The sequence below is a fragment of the Salinicola sp. V024 genome, from assembly GCF_052645315.1.
In genome coordinates, this window is record NZ_JBQXYB010000003.1 from 133415 (window position 1) to 151371 (window position 17957).

At 62.9% G+C, this 17957-nt stretch carries 19 protein-coding genes; 10 read left to right on the top strand and 9 right to left on the bottom strand.

Annotated features, from left to right (window positions below):
- From ACUN9V_RS06480 to rpsB, 6 genes are all read right to left on the bottom strand, one after another.
- Complete coding sequence (locus tag ACUN9V_RS06480; protein ID WP_445510774.1) at positions 1–801, bottom strand: phosphatidate cytidylyltransferase; 801 nt, start codon at positions 799–801, stop codon at positions 1–3.
- Positions 794–1555 carry a polyprenyl diphosphate synthase gene (uppS, locus tag ACUN9V_RS06485; RefSeq protein WP_445510775.1) on the bottom strand — a complete coding sequence of 254 codons (762 nt, stop codon included), beginning with the start codon at positions 1553–1555 and terminating at the stop codon, positions 794–796. The genes ACUN9V_RS06480 and uppS overlap by 8 nt, the downstream gene beginning before the upstream one ends.
- Positions 1556–1614: 59 nt before the next feature.
- Positions 1615–2172 carry a ribosome recycling factor gene (frr, locus tag ACUN9V_RS06490; protein WP_445510776.1) on the bottom strand — a complete coding sequence of 186 codons (558 nt, stop codon included), beginning with the start codon at positions 2170–2172 and terminating at the stop codon, positions 1615–1617.
- A gap of 10 nt (positions 2173–2182) precedes the next feature.
- On the bottom strand, positions 2183–2956 hold the full coding sequence (gene pyrH, locus ACUN9V_RS06495) for a UMP kinase (protein WP_075561080.1): 774 nt from the start codon (positions 2954–2956) through the stop codon (positions 2183–2185).
- 186 nt (positions 2957–3142) lie between these two features.
- Complete coding sequence (tsf, locus tag ACUN9V_RS06500) at positions 3143–4012, bottom strand: translation elongation factor Ts (RefSeq protein ID WP_445510777.1); 870 nt, start codon at positions 4010–4012, stop codon at positions 3143–3145.
- 185 nt (positions 4013–4197) lie between these two features.
- Positions 4198–4947 (bottom strand): 30S ribosomal protein S2, encoded by a 750-nt coding sequence (gene rpsB, locus ACUN9V_RS06505; protein ID WP_445510778.1) that lies wholly within the window; start codon positions 4945–4947, stop codon positions 4198–4200.
- A 379-nt stretch (positions 4948–5326) separates the two neighbouring features.
- Between rpsB and map the strand changes: the two genes are divergently transcribed.
- On the top strand, positions 5327–6118 hold the full coding sequence (gene map, locus ACUN9V_RS06510) for a type I methionyl aminopeptidase (RefSeq protein ID WP_445510779.1): 792 nt from the start codon (positions 5327–5329) through the stop codon (positions 6116–6118).
- Between the two features lie 39 nt (positions 6119–6157).
- Complete coding sequence (locus ACUN9V_RS06515) at positions 6158–8833, top strand: [protein-PII] uridylyltransferase (RefSeq protein ID WP_445510780.1); 2676 nt, start codon at positions 6158–6160, stop codon at positions 8831–8833.
- Between the two features lie 37 nt (positions 8834–8870).
- On the opposite strand, the gene copM is transcribed toward ACUN9V_RS06515, so the two are convergent.
- Positions 8871–9269, bottom strand: a complete 399-nt coding sequence (gene copM, locus ACUN9V_RS06520; protein WP_445510781.1) for a CopM family metallochaperone — start codon at positions 9267–9269, stop codon at positions 8871–8873.
- A gap of 154 nt (positions 9270–9423) precedes the next feature.
- Between copM and ACUN9V_RS06525 the strand changes: the two genes are divergently transcribed.
- From ACUN9V_RS06525 to ACUN9V_RS06545, 5 genes are all read left to right on the top strand, one after another.
- Positions 9424–9804, top strand: coding sequence for an ArsC family reductase (locus ACUN9V_RS06525; protein WP_445510782.1), 381 nt, complete (start codon positions 9424–9426; stop codon positions 9802–9804).
- Between the two features lie 67 nt (positions 9805–9871).
- Positions 9872–10897 carry a 2,3,4,5-tetrahydropyridine-2,6-dicarboxylate N-succinyltransferase gene (gene dapD / locus ACUN9V_RS06530; protein ID WP_445510783.1) on the top strand — a complete coding sequence of 342 codons (1026 nt, stop codon included), beginning with the start codon at positions 9872–9874 and terminating at the stop codon, positions 10895–10897.
- Positions 10898–10932: 35 nt separating this feature from the next.
- Positions 10933–12105, top strand: a complete 1173-nt coding sequence (dapE, locus tag ACUN9V_RS06535; RefSeq protein WP_445510784.1) for a succinyl-diaminopimelate desuccinylase — start codon at positions 10933–10935, stop codon at positions 12103–12105.
- Between the two features lie 7 nt (positions 12106–12112).
- Positions 12113–12505: a hypothetical protein gene (locus ACUN9V_RS06540; protein WP_445510785.1), complete on the top strand. Its 393-nt coding sequence runs from the start codon at positions 12113–12115 to the stop codon at positions 12503–12505.
- A gap of 72 nt (positions 12506–12577) precedes the next feature.
- Positions 12578–13516 carry a cation diffusion facilitator family transporter gene (locus ACUN9V_RS06545; RefSeq protein WP_445510786.1) on the top strand — a complete coding sequence of 313 codons (939 nt, stop codon included), beginning with the start codon at positions 12578–12580 and terminating at the stop codon, positions 13514–13516.
- A gap of 81 nt (positions 13517–13597) precedes the next feature.
- Here the strand turns inward: ACUN9V_RS06545 and ACUN9V_RS06550 are convergent, their stop codons facing one another.
- Positions 13598–14404 carry a DUF3750 domain-containing protein gene (locus ACUN9V_RS06550; protein ID WP_445510787.1) on the bottom strand — a complete coding sequence of 269 codons (807 nt, stop codon included), beginning with the start codon at positions 14402–14404 and terminating at the stop codon, positions 13598–13600.
- Between the two features lie 107 nt (positions 14405–14511).
- Here ACUN9V_RS06550 and ACUN9V_RS06555 point away from each other — a divergent pair, with 107 nt between their 5' ends.
- Positions 14512–15447 (top strand): tetratricopeptide repeat protein, encoded by a 936-nt coding sequence (locus ACUN9V_RS06555; RefSeq protein ID WP_445510788.1) that lies wholly within the window; start codon positions 14512–14514, stop codon positions 15445–15447.
- A gap of 72 nt (positions 15448–15519) precedes the next feature.
- Here ACUN9V_RS06555 and ACUN9V_RS06560 read toward each other — a convergent pair whose 3' ends face one another.
- Positions 15520–16686 (bottom strand): MalY/PatB family protein, encoded by a 1167-nt coding sequence (locus tag ACUN9V_RS06560; RefSeq protein ID WP_445510789.1) that lies wholly within the window; start codon positions 16684–16686, stop codon positions 15520–15522.
- Positions 16687–16721: 35 nt separating this feature from the next.
- Here ACUN9V_RS06560 and ACUN9V_RS06565 point away from each other — a divergent pair, with 35 nt between their 5' ends.
- Both ACUN9V_RS06565 and ybaK read left to right on the top strand, forming a co-directional pair.
- Positions 16722–17177: a hypothetical protein gene (locus ACUN9V_RS06565; protein WP_445510790.1), complete on the top strand. Its 456-nt coding sequence runs from the start codon at positions 16722–16724 to the stop codon at positions 17175–17177.
- 293 nt (positions 17178–17470) lie between these two features.
- Entirely contained in the window at positions 17471–17956 is a 486-nt protein-coding gene (gene ybaK, locus ACUN9V_RS06570) for a Cys-tRNA(Pro) deacylase (RefSeq protein WP_445510791.1), read from the top strand.
- Position 17957 lies beyond the last annotated feature (1 nt).

Below are 17957 nucleotides of genomic sequence, written 5' to 3' on the forward strand. Positions count from 1 at the left end.
CTATCCCAGCCAGGGGCGAATCAGAGCGAAGAGCGGAACGGCAGCGGTCAGGCTATCGATACGATCGAGAATGCCGCCGTGCCCCGGCAGCAGCTGACTGGAGTCTTTCAGGCCGCGAAAGCGCTTGAGCATGCTTTCGAGCAGATCGCCGATGACGGAAACGAAAGCCACCACCAGCGCAACGACCAGCAGCGCCAGCGTCTGATGAAGATCGAGCGAAAGCCACAGCGCATAAAGGAAAACCAGGACGGCAACCGCGACCCAGCCGCCGTAGACCCCTTCCCAGGACTTGCCGGGGCTGACGTGAGGCGCCAGCTTGCGACGCCCGAAGCGACGCCCGGAAAAGTACGCGCCGATGTCGGCGACCCAGACCAGCAGCAGCACGAACAGCAACCACTCGCTGCCGTCCTGGCGCAACTGGTAGAGCCCTACCCAGCAAGGAACCAGCACCCAGCCACCCATGGCGAGACGACGCCACGGCGGCTGCCACTGATCGCTCGCCCGGGGATAACGCGAGACCCACCAGGCGTTGGCCAACCAGCCGGCAGCGGCAATCCAGAGTGGCCACTGCGCCGATATCCAGTCCGCCCACCAGGCCACCAGCAGTGTCAGCCCCAGCACCACGGTATAGATCAACCGAGGCTTGAGCTCGTCGAAGCCAGCCAGCCGAGCCCACTCCCAGGCACCGAGCAGCAGCACCAATGCCGTAAATGCGGCGAAGCTGCCACCCGAGAGCCCGAACAGGCCGGCCAGGGCCAGCGGCGCCAGGACCAGCGCCGTGAGGATGCGCTGTCTAAGCACCTTGAACCTCGGTTTGCTGTTGGCTCATGCCGAATCGGCGCTGACGTTGCTGATAGGTCTCCAGCGCCGCATCGAACCTCGACCCATCGAAGTCGGGCCACAGCTCAGGGGCGAAGACGAGTTCCGCGTAGGCCAACTGCCATAACAGGAAATTTGAGATTCGTTGTTCTCCACTGGTGCGAATGCAGAGATCGATCGGCGGTTCCTGGCTCAGACATATCTCCCGATCCAGCGCCGCCTCGTCGATCGCTTCGGCGCTCATCGTGCCATCGGCGACCTTGCGTGCCAGGCGCTGGGCTGCAGAGGCGATATCCCAGCGACCGCCGTAGTTGGCGGCCACCACGAGGTGCATCCCGAAATTGTCGCGCGTCAGTGCTTCGGCACGCTCCATGTGCTTTCGCAAGGATGGCGAGAAGCGCTGGCGGTCGCCGATGATGGTAAGTCGAATGCCGTTTTCGTGGAGCTTTCTGACCTCGCGCTTGAGCACCAGCATGAAAAGCTCCATCAGCGCACTGACCTCGGCCAACGGTCGGCGCCAGTTTTCGCTGGAAAAGGCGAATAGCGTAAGGGTCTCGATACGCCGCTCCGCCGCGCGCCGGATGACCGCGCGTAGCGATTCCACACCAGCACGATGCCCCTGTGCGCTGGAGAGACCCCGAGCGCGCGCCCAACGGTTATTGCCGTCCATGATGATCGCCACGTGGCGTGGAATCGACGGCAGCGCCTGAGCGTCACGCGACTGCATGTCTGTCATGATAGCTCGCAAGACAGGTGGTTGGTGGCGCCCGCGGATGAACCTGGGCGCCCCGACCCTTATACCTGCATCAGGTCGTGTTCCTTGGTTTCCAGAAGGCGATCGATTTCGCTGACGTGCTTGTCGGTCAACTTCTGGATCTCCTCTTCGCCGTGACGCTGATCGTCCTCGGTGATCTCTTTATCCTTGAGCAGCGTCTTGAGATCGCCATTGGCATCACGCCGAACGTTGCGAATCGCCACTCGCGCATTCTCGGCCTCGCCACGCGCCTGCTTGATATAGTGGCGGCGAGTCTCCTCGGTCAGCGGCGGCATCGGCACGCGAATCACGGTGCCGGCGGTGGCCGGATTCAGCCCCAGATCCGCCGTCATGATCGCTTTTTCGACCTTCTGCACCATCGAGCGCTCCCAAGGCGTCACCGCCAGAGTACGGGCGTCTTCGATGATGATGTTGGCGACCTGGTTGATCGGCATCTGACTGCCGTAGTACTCCACCATGACCGCGTCGAGGATGCTCGGATGTGCTCGCCCCGTGCGGATCTTATGGAAATTGCTCTGGAGCGCTTCCAGACTCTTCTGCATCCGCGCGCCAGCGTCTTTCTTGATATCGTCGATCATGTCCTAAACCTCAATCAATCAGCGTGCCTTCTCGCCCACCGACCACCAGATTCAACAGGGCGCCAGGTTTGGTCATGTCGAAGACACGAACCGGCATGTCATGGTCACGCACCAGACAGATGGCGGTCAAATCCATCACTCCCAGCTTCTGGTCCAGTACGTCATCGTAGCTGAGCTGCTCATATTTCACGGCATCCGGATGCTTGACCGGATCCTTGTCGTAGACACCGTCGACCTTGGTGGCCTTGACCACCACGTTGGCATCGATCTCGATACCGCGCAGGCAAGCCGCCGAGTCGGTGGTGAAAAACGGATTCCCCGTACCCGCCGAGAAGATGACCACGTCCCCGGACGTCAGATAGCGAATCGCGGAACGACGGTCATAATGCTCGACGACACCGCTCATGGGAATCGCCGACATCACCCGCGAGCGGATGTTGGAGCGCTCGAGAGCGTCACGCATCGCCAGCGCGTTCATCACCGTGGCCAACATGCCCATATGATCGCCGGTGACCCTATCCATCCCCGCCGCGTGCAGTGCGGCGCCGCGGAACAGGTTGCCACCACCGACCACGATACCGACCTGGACTCCGATACCCACCAGCTGCCCGATTTCCAGTGCCATGCGATCGAGCACCTTGGGATCGATACCGAACTCCTGCTCGCCGGTCAGCGCCTCGCCCGACAGCTTCAGCAATATGCGCTTGTACTTGGATTTATCACCGCGCTCGGATTTATCGCCGCGCTCACTGGGCTTGGCGGTTCGGTCGATGACGTCGGTCATGTCACTCTCTCCTGGAGATGGCGAGTCGGTTCGGCAATCGGCTAGATGGCTTCTCATCTACCGGATACGCAATGGCGTGCGCTTTCGCGCACGCCATGGGATGGAGCCGAGGCCAGGGGATGATACCTGACACCCCGCTCCGGGCACTGCTTGAAACCTGGCCCTGCAAGACGCAGCCCGTCGAACTTAGCTGCGGCGAGCCTGTTCCATCACTTCCTTGGCGAAGTCGACTTCTTCCTTCTCGATACCTTCGCCCACTTCGAAGCGGGTGAAACCGACGACTTCACCGCCCGCCGTCTTGGCGTACTCGGCGACGGTCTGGTTCGGATCCTTGACGAACGGCTGCTCGGTCAGGCTGTTTTCCGCCAGATATTTCTTGAGACGGCCCTGGACCATCTTCTCGGCGATCTGCTCTGGCTTGCCCGCCATGTCCGGCTGGGCCAGGATGATCGCCTTCTCGCTGTCGAGCTGCGACTGCGGCATGTCGTCCGGACGCGCGACGACCGGGTTGATCGCGGCCACGTGCATGGAGATGTCCTTGGCCACTTCCGCGTTGCCGCCCGTGAGCACGGTCAACACGCCGATACGGTCACCATGGACGTAGCCACCGACGACACCACCTTCCGGCGCATCGACGACGACCGCACGACGTACGGAGATGTTTTCGCCGATCTTCTGCACCAGCTGGTTGCGAGCGTCTTCCAGCTCACCATCCATGATCGCGGCAACGTCTTCGGACTTGGTCTCGAAAACCTTGGCCAGCACCTTGGTGGCAAAGCCCCGGAAATTGTCGTCGCGGGACACGAAGTCAGTTTCCGAGTTGACTTCCAGCATCGCGGCGTAGCTGCCGTCTTCGGCAACCTGGGTCAGGATCGCGCCTTCAGCGGCGATACGGCCTGCCTTCTTGGCGGCCTTCAGACCGGAGTTCTTGCGCAGGTCTTCGATCGCACGCTCGATGTCGCCGTCGGCTTCGGTCAGTGCTTTCTTGCACTCCATCATGCCGAGACCGGTACGCTCGCGCAGTTCCTTGACTAGAGAAGCGCTGATAGCTGCCATGTTCTACCCCTGAGAATCGCGGTTTCATCTAACGACGACGCTAGCTGCGCGTCGTCGCGGGTGTAAAAAAGGGGCTCGCGAGCCCCCTTTTAGTCTGCGCTGATGATCTGGCCGGTATGGGCCCAAACGATGGCCGCCCTCGAAGGGCATGCCCAGCGCAGACTCGACGCCATTACCAACCCGTTTTACTGGGCAGCGTCGCTGGTTTCGCTGGTCTCGCCCGACTCGCTCACCTCGACGAATTCGTCGGGGTTGCCTTCCTTCGCCTTGCCGCAGGCATCGGCGATCGCCTGAACGTAGATCTGGATGGCGCGAATGGAGTCGTCGTTACCCGGAATGACGTAATCGACGCCGTCCGGGTTGGAGTTGGTATCGACGACACCGATCACCGGGATGCCCAGCTTGTTGGCTTCGTTGATCGCGATGCGCTCATGATCGACGTCGATCACGAACAGTGCGTCCGGAAGACCGCCCATGTCCTTGATACCGCCGATGGAACGCTCGAGCTTGTCCTGCTCGCGGGTCGCCATCAGAACTTCTTTCTTGGTCAGCTTCTCGAACGTGCCATCTTCGCGCATGCTTTCGAGTTCGCGCAGGCGCTTGATCGACTGACGAATGGTCTTGAAGTTGGTCAACATGCCGCCCAACCAGCGATGGTTGACGAACGGCTGACCCACACGATTGGCTTCCTGCTTGATGATCTTGCTGGCGGAACGCTTGGTGCCGACGAACAGGATCTTGTTGCTGGAAGACGCCATCTTCTCGACGACACCGGTCGCTTCCAGCAGAGCCGGCAGCGTGTGCTCGAGGTTGATGATGTGGATCTTGTTACGCGAGCCGAAGATGTACTGACCCATCTTCGGGTTCCAGTAACGGGTCTGGTGACCGAAGTGTGCGCCTGCCTTGAGCAGGTCACGCATATTGACTTGTGCCATGATGACTCCTGAAGAATCGGGTTAGGCTTCCACACACCCCATGGATCCGACCGCTTGGCTAGGCCAACGCGGCACCCGGGACAATGTGCCGGTGCGTGTGTGTTTTTTATGACGCGGCAGTCACTCGACTACCGTCGTCGCTACTCGCTCGTGCCGATGGAATGCTGTCGCAGGCCATCTCGACCGTCTCGTCTCGGAGACTGATAGACAGGCAGTCTTCGGGACTGATAGACAGGCAATTGCAGTCAAGCGCGCGGATTTATACCATAGAACACACGTAAGATGAAGCCGACAGACGTCTTAACCCCGGCACCCCAGTGGGCGTCCACCCTGTTTCGCGATCCTTCGTCTTTCCCCATCGACCCCATTGCGAGAGCGCATGAACATTCCACGCAAGACGCCTGAAGAAATCGAAAAGATGCGCGAAGCCGGCCGTCAGGCCGCCGCCGTGTTCGAGATGATCACGCCGCATGTGCAAGCTGGCGTCTCCACCGGCGAGCTCGACCGCCTGTGTCACGACTTCATCGTCAAGGAGCTCGGCTCCACCCCGGCCCCGCTCGACTACCACGGTTTTCCCCGGTCGATCTGCACCTCGATCAATCACGTCGTCTGCCACGGCATCCCGGATTTCGACAAGAAGCTCAAGAACGGCGATATCATGAATATCGACATCACCGTGAAGACGGCGGCCGGCTTCCACGGCGACAGCAGCATGATGTTCGTCATTGGCGACACCATCCAAGGCGAGCGCCTGAGCCGCGTCACCCAGGAAAGCCTGTATAAAGGTATCGCCGAGGTTCGCCCGGGGGTCAAGCTGTCGACCATCGCCAGGGTCATCCAGCACCATGCCGAGAAGGCCGGCTACTCCGTGGTCCGGGATTTCTGCGGCCATGGCATCGGCGCCGGATTCCACGAGGAACCCCAGGTGCTGCACTACGACGGTTACGCCGAAGAGGCCGATGCCGAACTCGCCGAGGGCATGTGCCTGACCATCGAACCGATGCTCAACGCCGGCGGCTATCGCACCAAGGTATTGAAGGATGGCTGGACCGCCGTGACCAAGGACAAGAGCCTGTCGGCGCAGTGGGAGCACACGTTGCTGGTGACCGCGTCCGGAGTGGAAGTCCTGACCGCCCGTTCCGACGAAGACTTCAGCTTCCTGAAGGCTTGATCGCCCCGCCACCGCCTCGCCCTCGGAGACGCCCGCCGCATGCTGCTGCATCACTACCGTTTTCATCCGGACACGACCCTTTTCGATGCGGCGGCCTTTCGCGAGGCGCTGGCGCTGGAGAGCCAGCCGATCCCGCTGTTCAAGCAGGCGCTCCAGACGATCCGCGATCGCCTCGACGAACGCTTTCGCAACGGTGCCGACGTGCGCGATCTGGTCTACGGTCGCGCCTGGTGCCTGGACCGACTGCTGCAGGTCGCGTGGGAGCGTTTCGACTGGCCGGATGCCAACGTCGCCCTGCTCGCGGTGGGCGGTTACGGTCGCGGCGAGCTGCACCCTCATTCCGATATCGACCTGCTGTTGCTGCTGGGAGACAACGATGACACGCCCTACCGCGAGTCGCTGACCGGTTTCATCACCTTCCTGTGGGATATCGGGCTCGAAGTCGGTCAGAGCGTGCGTTCGCTCGACGACTGCGAACGCGAGGCCCGCGGTGACATCACCATCATCACCAACCTGCTGGAAACCCGCACCCTGGCGGGGCCGGAGAGTCTGCGCGAGGCCATGAGAGCTCGCCTTTCGACCCAGCAGATGTGGTCATCGGCGGCTTTTTTCGAGGGCAAGTGGCAAGAACAGATCACCCGCCACTACAAGCACAACAACTCCGAGTATCACCTGGAGCCCAACCTCAAGAGTGCCCCGGGCGGACTTCGCGACATCCAGATGATCGGCTGGGTCGCCAAGCGCCACTTCGGCCCCATGCGCTACGAGGACGTCGTTGCCCAGGGCTTCATGAACGATGCCGAACTCAGGATCCTCAGCCAGGGCCAGGCTTTTCTGTGGCAGGTTCGCTATGGCCTGCACATGATCGCCGGCCGTGCCGAAGATCGGCTGCTGTTCGATCATCAGCGTGCTCTGGCCAAGCTGTTCGGCTACGTCGATACCCCCCAGCGGCTTGCCGTCGAACAGTTCATGAAAGCCTACTACCGGCACGTCACCGCCCTGGCCGGCCTCAACGACATGTTGCTGCAGCATTTCGACGAGGTGATCCTCCACGCCGGTGAATCGCTGGAGATCAAGCCGATCAACACGCGCTTCGAAATTCGAGGCGGTTACATCCAGCATCGCCACCCCAACGTCTTCCTGCATCGGCCCGACGCGCTGCTCGAGTTGTTCCTGTTGATGGCCCAGCACCCGGAGATCGAGGGCGTGCGTGCCGACACCATCCGTCAGATCCGTGACCACCGCCATCTGATCGACGATACGTTCCGCGACGACCTGCGCCACCAGAGTCTGTTCATGGAGCTGCTGCGCAGCGGCGGCGACGTGCCGACCCAGCTCACCCGCATGAATCGCTACGGAGTGCTGGGCAAGTACCTCCCGGAGTTCGGCGAGGCGATCGGCCTGATGCAGCATGATCTGTTCCACATCTATACCGTCGACGCGCACACGCTACGCCTGCTCAGCTTTCTTCAGCGTTTTCGCGAGGCGCGCGACACCGACGCATACACCGTCGCCATCGACGTCATCCAGAAGCTGCCCAAGCTCGAACTGTTATGGATCGCCGGGCTCTACCACGATATCGGCAAGGGCCGCGGCGGCGATCATTCGGAACTCGGCGCGGTCGATGCCGCCGAGTTCTGCCGTCGCCATGCGCTGTCGAACTGGGATACCCGACTGGTCGCCTGGCTGGTCGAACATCATCTGCTGATGTCGAAGACGGCCCAGAAGCGGGATATCTCCGACCCGGACGTGATCCACGGCTTTGCTCGCACTGTGCGTGACGAAACCCATCTCGACTATCTATACGTGCTCACCGTCGCCGACATCAGCGCCACCAACCCGACGCTGTGGAACGGCTGGCGCGCGTCGCTGATGCGCCAGCTATACACCGAAACCCGCCGCGTGCTGCGCCGCGGCCTCGATAACACCGTCGATCGCCAGGGCTGGGTCAGCGAAACCCGCGAGGAGGCACTGGGACTGTTACGGGCAGTCGGCGCCGACGTGGCGCGCGTCACCCGGCTGTGGCAAACCTTCGGCGAAGACTACTTTCTGCAGTACACGCCCAGCGAAGTCGCCTGGCAGACTCAGGGCATCCTCGCCCACGACGACGACCATCTGCCGCTGATCCTGGTCAGCGCCCCCAGCGAGGACATGACCGAAGGCGGCACCAAGCTGTTCATCCATACCCGCTCGGCCGATGACCTGTTTGCCGCCACAGCGGCGGCCATCGAGCAGCTGGGCCTGTCGATCCACGATGCCCGCATCGCCACCTCCAGCGATGACTGGACGCTCAACACCTTCATCCTGCTGGACGATGACGATGACGCCATTCGCGATCCCGTACGTCTGGAAACGATTCGTCGCCACCTGGTGGAAGAGCTCGACGATCCGGATGACTATCCACAGATCGTCAGCCGCCATACTCCGCGCCAGCTCAAGCATTTCCGGGTTCCGGTCGAAGTCATCATCGAGCAGGACCCCGCCAACGCCCGCACCTCGCTAGAACTGATCGCCCCCGACCGCCCCGGCCTGCTGGCCCGCGTCGGGCGTATCTTCATGGAGCAGGACATTGCCCTGTCGACGGCCAAGATCGCCACCCTCGGTGAGCGGGTCGAAGACGTGTTCTTCATCACCGACAAGCGCGGCCAACCGCTGACCGACCCGGAAGCCCAGGCGCGTCTGCGCCAGCGCCTGTACGAGGTGCTCGACGTGTAGCACAGAGACCAGCCAGCTCAGCCAGCTCGAAACAGGCTCAATCGACCGATGCGGGATTGGCTTTCAGCCACGCCTGCATCTGTTCTATCTCGGCCTGCTGGGCCGCAATGATCTTTCTGGCCAGCGTCCGCATCTCCAGATCCTTGCCATACTCCAGTTCGACCTTGGCCATTGCGACCGCGCCCTGGTGGTGAGCCAGCATACCCTGAGCGAAATCGACGTCTGGATTGCCACTATTTGCCAGATCCATGTCGTGTTGCATGGCCCTCGCCGCCTCACGATAGGCATTGCCGGCGTCACCGGACCGGAAACTCGATGCTGAATGAGCCTGGTGGCCCTCACGACTGTCACTACCCGACTGCGCAAAACCACTGGCGGCGAAAGCCAGCGCGGAAAACCCCACGATACCCGCCATCAGACGCTTGGAAGTTGTCATCCGTTCTCTCCCGGGAAAAAACCGACGTTAACACCAAGGTGTAGCCTCTAGGTCAAGAGCCATCTATGGCGTCGAACCGACGACTTTTTTGAGCTCCCGTCCGCGGGCGCCTATAATCGGCCGCTTCCTGAGAAGCGCTTGACGGGCACGTGACATGACCATCACCGTTTACGGCATCAAGACCTGCGATACCTGCCGCAAGGCCCGGCGCCACCTCGATGCGTTGGGCGTGCCATATCGCTTTCACGATCTGCGCGAGGATGGCCTCGATCCGCGGCAACTGGATGCCTTTCTCGCCGGTGCCGACTGGCAGACGCTGCTCAACACCCGCAGCACCACCTGGCGCCAGCTCGACCCCGCGGACAAGCAGCCTCTCGACGCCGAGCGCGCCCGCGAGTTGATGCTCGCCCACCCGACCCTGATCAAGCGCCCGATCTTGCAACGAACGGTATTGCAGCATACCGAGAGCGGCAGCGACGACACCTTGATCATCGTCGGGTTCGACGCCGACCGCTACGCGGCCCTCGTCTCCTAGAGAGGCTTGAGCATGCCGCCCGCATTGACGATCTCGACGACTTTTCGACCATCATGAGGAACCTGCGATGCTGAGCTTCGCGCTAGGAATCGGCACCCAGAACAGCCAGGGCGACTGGCTCGAAATCTACTATCCAGCCCCGCTGCACCAGCCTGCCGCGGCCCTGGTCGCGGCCGCACGCCAGGCGCTAGACGCCGACGAGTCCACGGAAGTCGTCAGCTTTCTGCCGGAACACGCCGCCAAGCTCGCGACCGCTTTGCGCGACGCTGGTGCCGGTGATCAGGCCGAGATCGCCGAGGCCTTTGCCGAAGCGCAGCGTCCGCTGGTCGCGGTCTTTCTGGATGAAGATCATGCGCCGACCAGCGTGCCGGAGGTCTATCTCAAGCTGCATCTGCTCTCTCATCGACTGATCAAGCCGCATGGCACCCAGCTCGATGGCATGTTCGGTCTGCTCAAGAACATCGCCTGGACCAACGAAGGCGCCATCGATGTCGAAGAGCTGCCGGCACGTCGTCTCAAGGCCCGTCTCGCCGGACGCCCGCTCTCCGTGGACTGCGTCGACAAGTTTCCCAAGATGACCGACTACGTCGTGCCCAAGGGGATCCGGATCGGCGATACCGCCCGCGTGCGTCTCGGTGCGCATCTGGGCGAAGGCACCACGGTCATGCATGAAGGTTTCTGCAACTTCAATGCCGGCACCGAAGGCCCGGGCATGGTCGAAGGCCGTATCTCCGCCGGCGTTTTCGTCGGCAAGGGCTCGGATCTGGGCGCCGGCTGCTCGACGATGGGCACGCTCTCCGGCGGCGGCAACGTGGTGATCAAGATCGGCGAGAACTGCCTGATCGGTGCCAACGCCGGCCTCGGCATTCCGCTGGGCGATCGCTGCACCGTCGAAGCTGGCCTCTATGTCACTGCCGGCGCCAAGGTGACCGTGCTCGACGATCGGGGCGAGGCGGTTCAGACGGTCGCCGCCCGCGAACTCGCCGGTCAGGACGATCTGCTGTTCATTCGTCACTCGGTGACAGGTCGGCTGGAGTGCCGCACCAACAAGAGTGCAGTCGCCCTCAACGAATCACTTCACGCTCACAATTGATCCGACCCTGCCGGTCGGCCGCCCTGGAGAAAGGCATGTCTCAAGCGTCACGGACGATAGCGTCACCGTCCACCGCCCGCTCGGCCACGCTGGCGCTGGCGCTCGAACTACTCGAGCGACCGTCGGTGACCCCGGACGATCACGGCTGTCAGGCATTGATGATCGAACGTCTGGAGCGCATCGGCTTTGAGATCGAGCGGATGACGATCGGCGGCATCGAAAACTTCTGGGCGACGCGCGGCCAGCATGGCCCGCTGCTGGCCTTCGCCGGCCATACCGACGTGGTGCCCAGCGGCCCGGAGCGCGAATGGGATCATCCGCCGTTCGAGCCGATCATCGATGACAACGGCTTTCTCTGCGGCCGCGGCGCCGCCGACATGAAAGGCAGTCTGGCAGCCATGGTGACGGCAGCCGAGCGCTTCGTTGCCGCCCATCCCGATCACCACGGCAGGATCGCGTTCGTGATCACGGCCGACGAGGAAGGGCCCGCAATTCACGGCACCCGCGCGGTCGTCGAACGGCTCCGCGAGCGCCATGAGCCGTTGGACTACTGCATCGTCGGCGAGCCTTCCTCGACCCGATATCTAGGCGACGTGATCAAGAACGGCCGCCGCGGGTCGTTGGGCGGGGTGCTGCGCGTGCGCGGTATTCAGGGCCACGTCGCTTACCCGCATCTGGCACGTAATCCGATTCATCAGGCGCTGCCGGTGCTGTCCGAGCTGGTCAACGAACCGTGGGATGCCGGCAACGACTTCTTCCCGGCGACCAGCTTCCAGATTTCCAATCTCTACGCGGGGACCGGCGCCACCAATGTCGTGCCCGGCGAGCTGGAAGTGACGTTCAACTTTCGCTACTCCAGCGAAGTCACGCAGACTCAGCTGCGCGAACGCGTCGAGCACAAGCTCGCGGCGCACGGGCTCGACTACCAGCTCGACTGGACGCTCAACGGCGAGCCTTTCCTGACCGCGGCCGGCGAGCTGCTCGAGGCCGCGCAGAACGCCTGCGAGACGATCACCGGGCACCGCCCGATGCTATCGACTTCCGGCGGCACGTCCGACGGACGCTTCATTGCTACACTAGGCACACAGGTGATCGAGTTGGGTCCCGTCAATGCCACTATCCACCAGGTCAACGAACGCATCCGTGCCGACGACCTCGATACCCTGAGCCGCATCTACGAAGCCACACTCGAGCGGCTGTTTGCCTGAGGAACCCATGGAGCGTTTTCCTGACATCGAAATCTACCTGGCGGTCGCCGATATCGACGCCATCACCCGGTGGCTGCGCGCGGCACTCGACGACGACGAGATGACCCTCGACCGCGCCGGCAAGGGGATCTGGCGCGGCAAGGCGATGGGCGCCGAGGGCACCATCGGCGTCATGCTCGTCGAGCGCGCGGCGGACCGCTATGCCAGCCTGTGGTTCGATTGCGATGCCACGCCCTGGCCGCGAGATACCGACTGCGCCCGCGACGCCGCCCGCGAGTTGGGCTGCGAGGCGCGCTGTTCACTCGGCGGCTGGCAACCCGGCGACGACCCCGACCGTTTCTGGCAGGTACTACCGGACGGCAGCGAGAACACCATCGAGTGGCCGGATTCGGGCCGATAACGGCGCTCATCGCCTTTTCACAATAACGCCATGGCCGCCGGAATGCGGCCGATACGACAGGGAGTCAATGACATGGCGGAATCCAAACCAGTCATCTATGCCGCCATGGGTGGCAATCTGCTCATTGCGATCAGCAAGTTCGTCGCCGCCGCCATGACCGGTAGCTCGGCGATGCTCTCCGAAGGTATTCACTCGGTGGTGGATACCGGCAACCAGGTACTGTTGCTATTTGGCATGCACCGGGCCAAACAGCCACCCAGCCCACAATTCCCCTTTGGTCACGGCAAGGAAGTCTACTTCTGGAGCTTCGTGGTCGCCCTGCTGATCTTTGCGGTCGGCTCCGGGGTTTCCCTGTACGAAGGGGTGATACACATTCTTCACCCCGAGCCTATCGAGTCGCCGCTGATCAACTACATCGTGCTCGGCCTGGGCATTCTGTTCGAGGGGGCTTCCTGGGCCTTCGCACTCAATGAATTCCGCAAGACCAAGGGCAAGTGGAGCTATGTCGAAGCGGTACACCGCGGCAAGGATCCGTCGATGTTCGTGGTCCTCTTCGAGGATTCCGCCGCCCTTCTCGGCCTGCTGGTGGCCATGGCGGGCGTGGCGCTCTCTCAGTGGACAGGCATCTTGATCTTCGACGGCATCGCGTCGGTGGTCATCGGTCTGATCCTCGGCGGTACCGCGATCTGGCTGGCGATGGAAACCAAGGGCCTGCTGATCGGCGAGAGCGCCAATTCGAACGTCGTCGAGAACATCCGCCAGCTCGCCGCCGAGGCCGACGGTGTCGAAGGCGTCAATGAAGTCCTGACCATGCACATGGGTCCGAACTTCATCCTGGTCAATCTCAGCGTGCGTTTCGCGCGCGGCACCCCCGCCGAGCGCATCGAACGTACCATTGCCAAGCTGGATGGCGAGATCAAGCAAAAACATGAAAGCGTCAAACGGGTCTTCGTCGAGGCCGAGGCGCGTGCCGGCGTCGATGAGATCCCCCAGGCCGCCGCTACCGAGTAGCTCGGGAGACGCGACCGGCATGGCGTGAAGAACAAGAGATGGTTAGCAAAAGAAGGCGAGCGGAAGCGCGGTGGCATGTCGCTACGGGATTTCCTGCTCGGCCTCGCGCTCCCCGGCACTGCCGGTGGGTTGCGCCATGCCGACCCGGCCGATGCCGGGCAGCTTGAGCGCCGGGGACTGCCAGTCGACGCCGACCGTCAGCCCCAGCAGGTCTAGCTCGAAGCCCTCGTCCCAGGCCAGCATGACGCCGAACAGACCGCCCAGCGATAGCTGGTAGCCGGTGTGAGTGGGCGTTCGCGCCACGATCTGTCCGGGGAGATAATCCTTGCCGATCGCGTTGGGCGGGAAGTCCACCGACAGTTCGGGCACCTGCCGCACCACCCAGGCGATGAAAGTGTTGCTGTTGGGTCCGGGCCAGATCCGGTAACGATCCGGGTCAGGATAGGCGGGCACGACACGCTCGATCCCGTCGATCGCCCGCGCCGCCTTGTCTCCGCGAATATCCGCCAGCAACGTCGGTGGATTGCCGTACCACTGGCGATCCGGCTGCGCGTAGCCGGTTTCCACCGTGGGTCGACGCCAGCTCAGTACCTGATAGACCCGGTAGCGACTGGCGCCTTCGGCCTTGGTCGCGATCCAGGTATGCACGCCGAATGCCCCGCGCCACTCGAAGGTGCGCGCCGCGTAGACCTGAACGACCGCCTCGCGAACCTCCCCCGGATCCGGCGCCAGTCCGCTCGAAGAACGATCGGCGCCCTGCCAGTTGGCATGCATCGGCACCTGCTGGGAAGCCAGCATGTAGCCAGGCCCCAACAGCAGCACGACGACGAAGACAACGAGCGCCAGCACGAAGACAAGCAGGCGCTTGAGTAGGCGAGATAAATTCATGGAAATAGCGGATTCCTGAGGGTGAGTCGAACGCCGGGGGTTGAATCGACGCACCATGACCCGCATAACACTCATCAATCTCGAATCGAACATCAAGGGTTTTTCACATGGCTATCGTCGATCCCCGTACCGGACAGCCGCTGACCGGCCCCGAGCAAGGCAGTCAGAATGGCGCCGGCAACACTGTTGCCGCGGAAGACGTCATCGTCGACGTCACGCTGGAAAACTTTCAGCAGGTCGTGCTCGATGGTTCGATGCAGCACCCGGTGCTACTTCAAAGCTGGTCCAACTCGAGCGAGTCGTGCCAGACCCTGAAACCGGTACTGGAGAAACTTGCCAAAGAGTATGCCGGGGCCTTCGTGCTGGCGCGGCTCGATATCGAGGCCTTTCCGCAGATCGCCTCGCAACTGGGCGTGCGCTCGGTGCCGGACGTCAAATTGATTTCCCAGGGCCAGCTCTACGATCAGTTCCAGGGCGCGCTGCCGGAGAAGCAGATACGTGAATGGCTGGGCAAGTATCTCGAGGCGCCGGCAGAGGCGTCTCAGAGCCCCGAAGAGATGGCCGAAGCGGCGCTGGCATCCGGCGACACCGAAACCGCCGAGGCGATCTATCAGGAGCTGATCCAGCAGTATCCGGAACACTACGATTACCAAATCGACTTGGCCGGCGTACGAGTGGCCGCCGGCCGGACCGACGATGCCAAGCAGATTCTCGATAACCTGCCGCCGGAACACCGCGATGCGGCGAAGGCACGCGGCGTGCGTGCGCGTATCGAATTCGGTGAGGAAGCCTTGAGTCAGGCCGAGATCGACGCTCTGGGCGAACGCGACGACAGCGAAGCACAGTATCAGCGTGCCATGCGCCAGATCGCCGACGGCCAGTATGAGACCGGCCTCGAGGCGCTGCTGACGCTGATGATACGCGATCGTGCCTACGGCGAAGATGCCGCACGCAAGACGCTGCTGCGCGTTTTCGACGCCCTGGGTGCCGAGCATCCGCTGACGGTCACCTACCGCCGTCGGCTGTTCGCCATGCTCTACTGAACATGCACGATTACTGAACATGCCCGATGATAGCCGGCGCCGAACGTTCTCGGCGCCGGACATCTTTGTGTCTCAATCGGAAAGCAGACGGTCCAGCCGCAGCAAAGCTTCCTCCAGCCAGCTCCGCGGCATGCCGAAGTTGAGCCTGACGAATCCGGGCCAGCCAAAATCGGCACCGTCGGAGAGCGCTACCCGCGCTTCCTCGAGCAGGCGCTGCTGCGGCGAATCGGTCAACGCGCTATGGCGAAAATCCAGCCACGCCAGATACGTCGCCTCCGGTGTCGACATCGTCACGCCCGGCCAGCGCGAAACATGCGCTTCCACCATGGCCAGATTGTCCCGCAGTTCGCCCAGCAATGCCTGACGCCAATCCTCGCAGTCCGTATAGGCCGCCAGCGACGCGCTCAACCCGAGCACGTTGACGCCGGGCAGCAGGCCGGCAGCGGCCGTCTGGAATCGTCGACGCAGATCGTCGTCGGCAATGATCGCGCAGGCGGCCGATAGTCCGGCAATGTTGAATGTCTTCGACGGAGCCCATAGCGTGATCAGACGCGAGGCCAGCTCCGGACACAGCTGGCCCAGCGGACGGTGGGGCCGCGAAGGATCGAGAATCAGATCGCAGTGCAGTTCGTCGGAAACGACGATCAGATCGTGGCGCACCGCCAGTTCGGCGAGCCCCTCGAGTTCATCGACGGTCCACACGCGCCCGGTAGGGTTGTGCGGATGGCACCACAGCAACACGCGAGTATTGGGCTGAATCGCCGCCTCCAGCGCCTCGAGATCGAGTCGCCACGGCTCGCCGGGGGCCCCGTATTGAGAGGCATGAGGTTCGGCCAGTTCGAAGGTCTGCGCTTCGCGGCCGACATTTTTGGCCACGCTCAGAAACGGCGGGTAGATCGGGGTCGCGGTGAGCACGCCCTGGCCCGGCTCGCTGAGCGCCATCGCCGCCAGATTGAGCGCCGGCACTACGCCGGGTACCCACAGCTGCCACTCGGTGTCGATTGCCCAGTCGTAATGATGGCGGCTCCAATCGTTCAGCGCTTGCTTTAGACTCTCCGGCACCCCGCCGTAGCCGAATACCCCGTGCTCGACGCGCGATTCGAGCGCTTCGAGCACGGCGGGTGGCGAGCGGAAGTCCATGTCGGCGACCCACAGTGGCAGGACATCTTCATCGTACTGCTGCCACTTCTTGGTGGGGTGCTGGCGGCGATCGATACGCGTGGCAAAATCGAAGTTCACGATAGTGATCTCATCATCGAAATGGATTGACGAATATGTGCGAGCGGCCTGACGTTGCGGACAATGCCTCCCCCCGACCCTTCTACGCTCGGGTGCTGGCCGGCAACTCGAAACTGGTCGGGCACTGGCTTCTGCTGGGGCAGGCCGATCCCGACCGTCTGGCCATGATTCTGGCCGATACGGCGCGCATCGCCAAGTTGGGAGAGCCCGAATCGACCCCGGACGGTGCCACGCTGACTCACTGGAGCGGCGATGCTACCCCGCCGCGCTGGGCCGCGAGAACGTCGCTGTTCCTGCTGGTGCAGATGCCGGGCAAGCCCCGCCCCCGGGACGACGACGAGGCCTGTGCCTGGGCCTACTGCTGGTTGCACAATCGCGAGTTCGACGCGCTCGAGACGGCGCGCGATTCACTGCCCGCCCATCTGCGTGAGTGTCTCGCGGCACCGTTGGCCGAAGCGTGGCAGGACTATCGCGGCCAGCGTCTGATTTAACGCAAGCCTCCGGAACTCTTCGGTTCCTGGCCTCGGCGACATCGCGACTCAAGGATGCCCTAGCTGTCGATTGCGCCGCTGCCCAGGCTGTCGTCGACAGAGGGCTTGCGATAGCGCGATTTGCGGTGCAACGTTCCAGGAACGAGGAAATGAGGCATCGCTGACGCAGCACGTTCGTTCAGCGCTCGGCCACCTCGACGTCAGCCACTCTTGTCAGGGAGTTTCCATCGCGTGGTCAGCTTAGCCATATGTTCGGGTTGCCCGCCCGTGTTCGACACCGCGGGAGCTAGCTCGTGACACCTGCAATCCGGCTGCTCGAGTCGCAGGGCATTGCCCACCAGGTCACCAGCTACGAACTGGAAAACGGCTCGGGATCCTACGGCCTGGATGCCGCTCGGGCGCTCGCGCTATCCGCGGCCAGCGTGTTCAAGACGCTGCTCGCTCAGCTCGACGACGACCGCCTGGTGGTCGCGCTGGTGCCCGTCGATGCCTCGCTGGATCTCAAGGCGCTGGCCAGGGCCGCCGGCACGCGCAAGGCGCGCATGGCCGAGATCGCCACGGCCGAGCGCACCACCGGCTATCTGGTCGGCGGCATCAGCCCGCTGGGCCAGAAGAAGCGTCTGCCGACCTTCATCGACGAGGGCGCCATGAGTCTGGAAACGATCCATGTCAGCGCCGGTCGCCGCGGGCTGGAACTGTCGCTGACCCCGAACGACCTTATCGCGCTGACCGCCGCCCGCGTGGTCGACCTGGCCCGGCGCGGATCGCTTTGCGAATGAG

Coding starts and splice junctions, on each gene's coding strand:
- dapD (WP_445510783.1), top strand. CDS start 9,872: ATGCTGAGCTTCGCGCTAGGAATCGGCACCCAGAACAGCCAGGGCGAC.
- ACUN9V_RS06550 (WP_445510787.1), bottom strand. CDS start 14,404: ATGAATTTATCTCGCCTACTCAAGCGCCTGCTTGTCTTCGTGCTGGCG.
- rpsB (WP_445510778.1), bottom strand. CDS start 4,947: ATGGCACAAGTCAATATGCGTGACCTGCTCAAGGCAGGCGCACACTTC.
- pyrH (WP_075561080.1), bottom strand. CDS start 2,956: ATGACCGACGTCATCGACCGAACCGCCAAGCCCAGTGAGCGCGGCGAT.
- dapE (WP_445510784.1), top strand. CDS start 10,933: ATGTCTCAAGCGTCACGGACGATAGCGTCACCGTCCACCGCCCGCTCG.
- map (WP_445510779.1), top strand. CDS start 5,327: ATGAACATTCCACGCAAGACGCCTGAAGAAATCGAAAAGATGCGCGAA.
- ACUN9V_RS06525 (WP_445510782.1), top strand. CDS start 9,424: ATGACCATCACCGTTTACGGCATCAAGACCTGCGATACCTGCCGCAAG.
- ACUN9V_RS06565 (WP_445510790.1), top strand. CDS start 16,722: ATGTGCGAGCGGCCTGACGTTGCGGACAATGCCTCCCCCCGACCCTTC.
- ACUN9V_RS06540 (WP_445510785.1), top strand. CDS start 12,113: ATGGAGCGTTTTCCTGACATCGAAATCTACCTGGCGGTCGCCGATATC.
- uppS (WP_445510775.1), bottom strand. CDS start 1,555: ATGACAGACATGCAGTCGCGTGACGCTCAGGCGCTGCCGTCGATTCCA.
- copM (WP_445510781.1), bottom strand. CDS start 9,269: ATGACAACTTCCAAGCGTCTGATGGCGGGTATCGTGGGGTTTTCCGCG.
- ACUN9V_RS06555 (WP_445510788.1), top strand. CDS start 14,512: ATGGCTATCGTCGATCCCCGTACCGGACAGCCGCTGACCGGCCCCGAG.
- tsf (WP_445510777.1), bottom strand. CDS start 4,012: ATGGCAGCTATCAGCGCTTCTCTAGTCAAGGAACTGCGCGAGCGTACC.
- frr (WP_445510776.1), bottom strand. CDS start 2,172: ATGATCGACGATATCAAGAAAGACGCTGGCGCGCGGATGCAGAAGAGT.
- ACUN9V_RS06545 (WP_445510786.1), top strand. CDS start 12,578: ATGGCGGAATCCAAACCAGTCATCTATGCCGCCATGGGTGGCAATCTG.
- ACUN9V_RS06515 (WP_445510780.1), top strand. CDS start 6,158: ATGCTGCTGCATCACTACCGTTTTCATCCGGACACGACCCTTTTCGAT.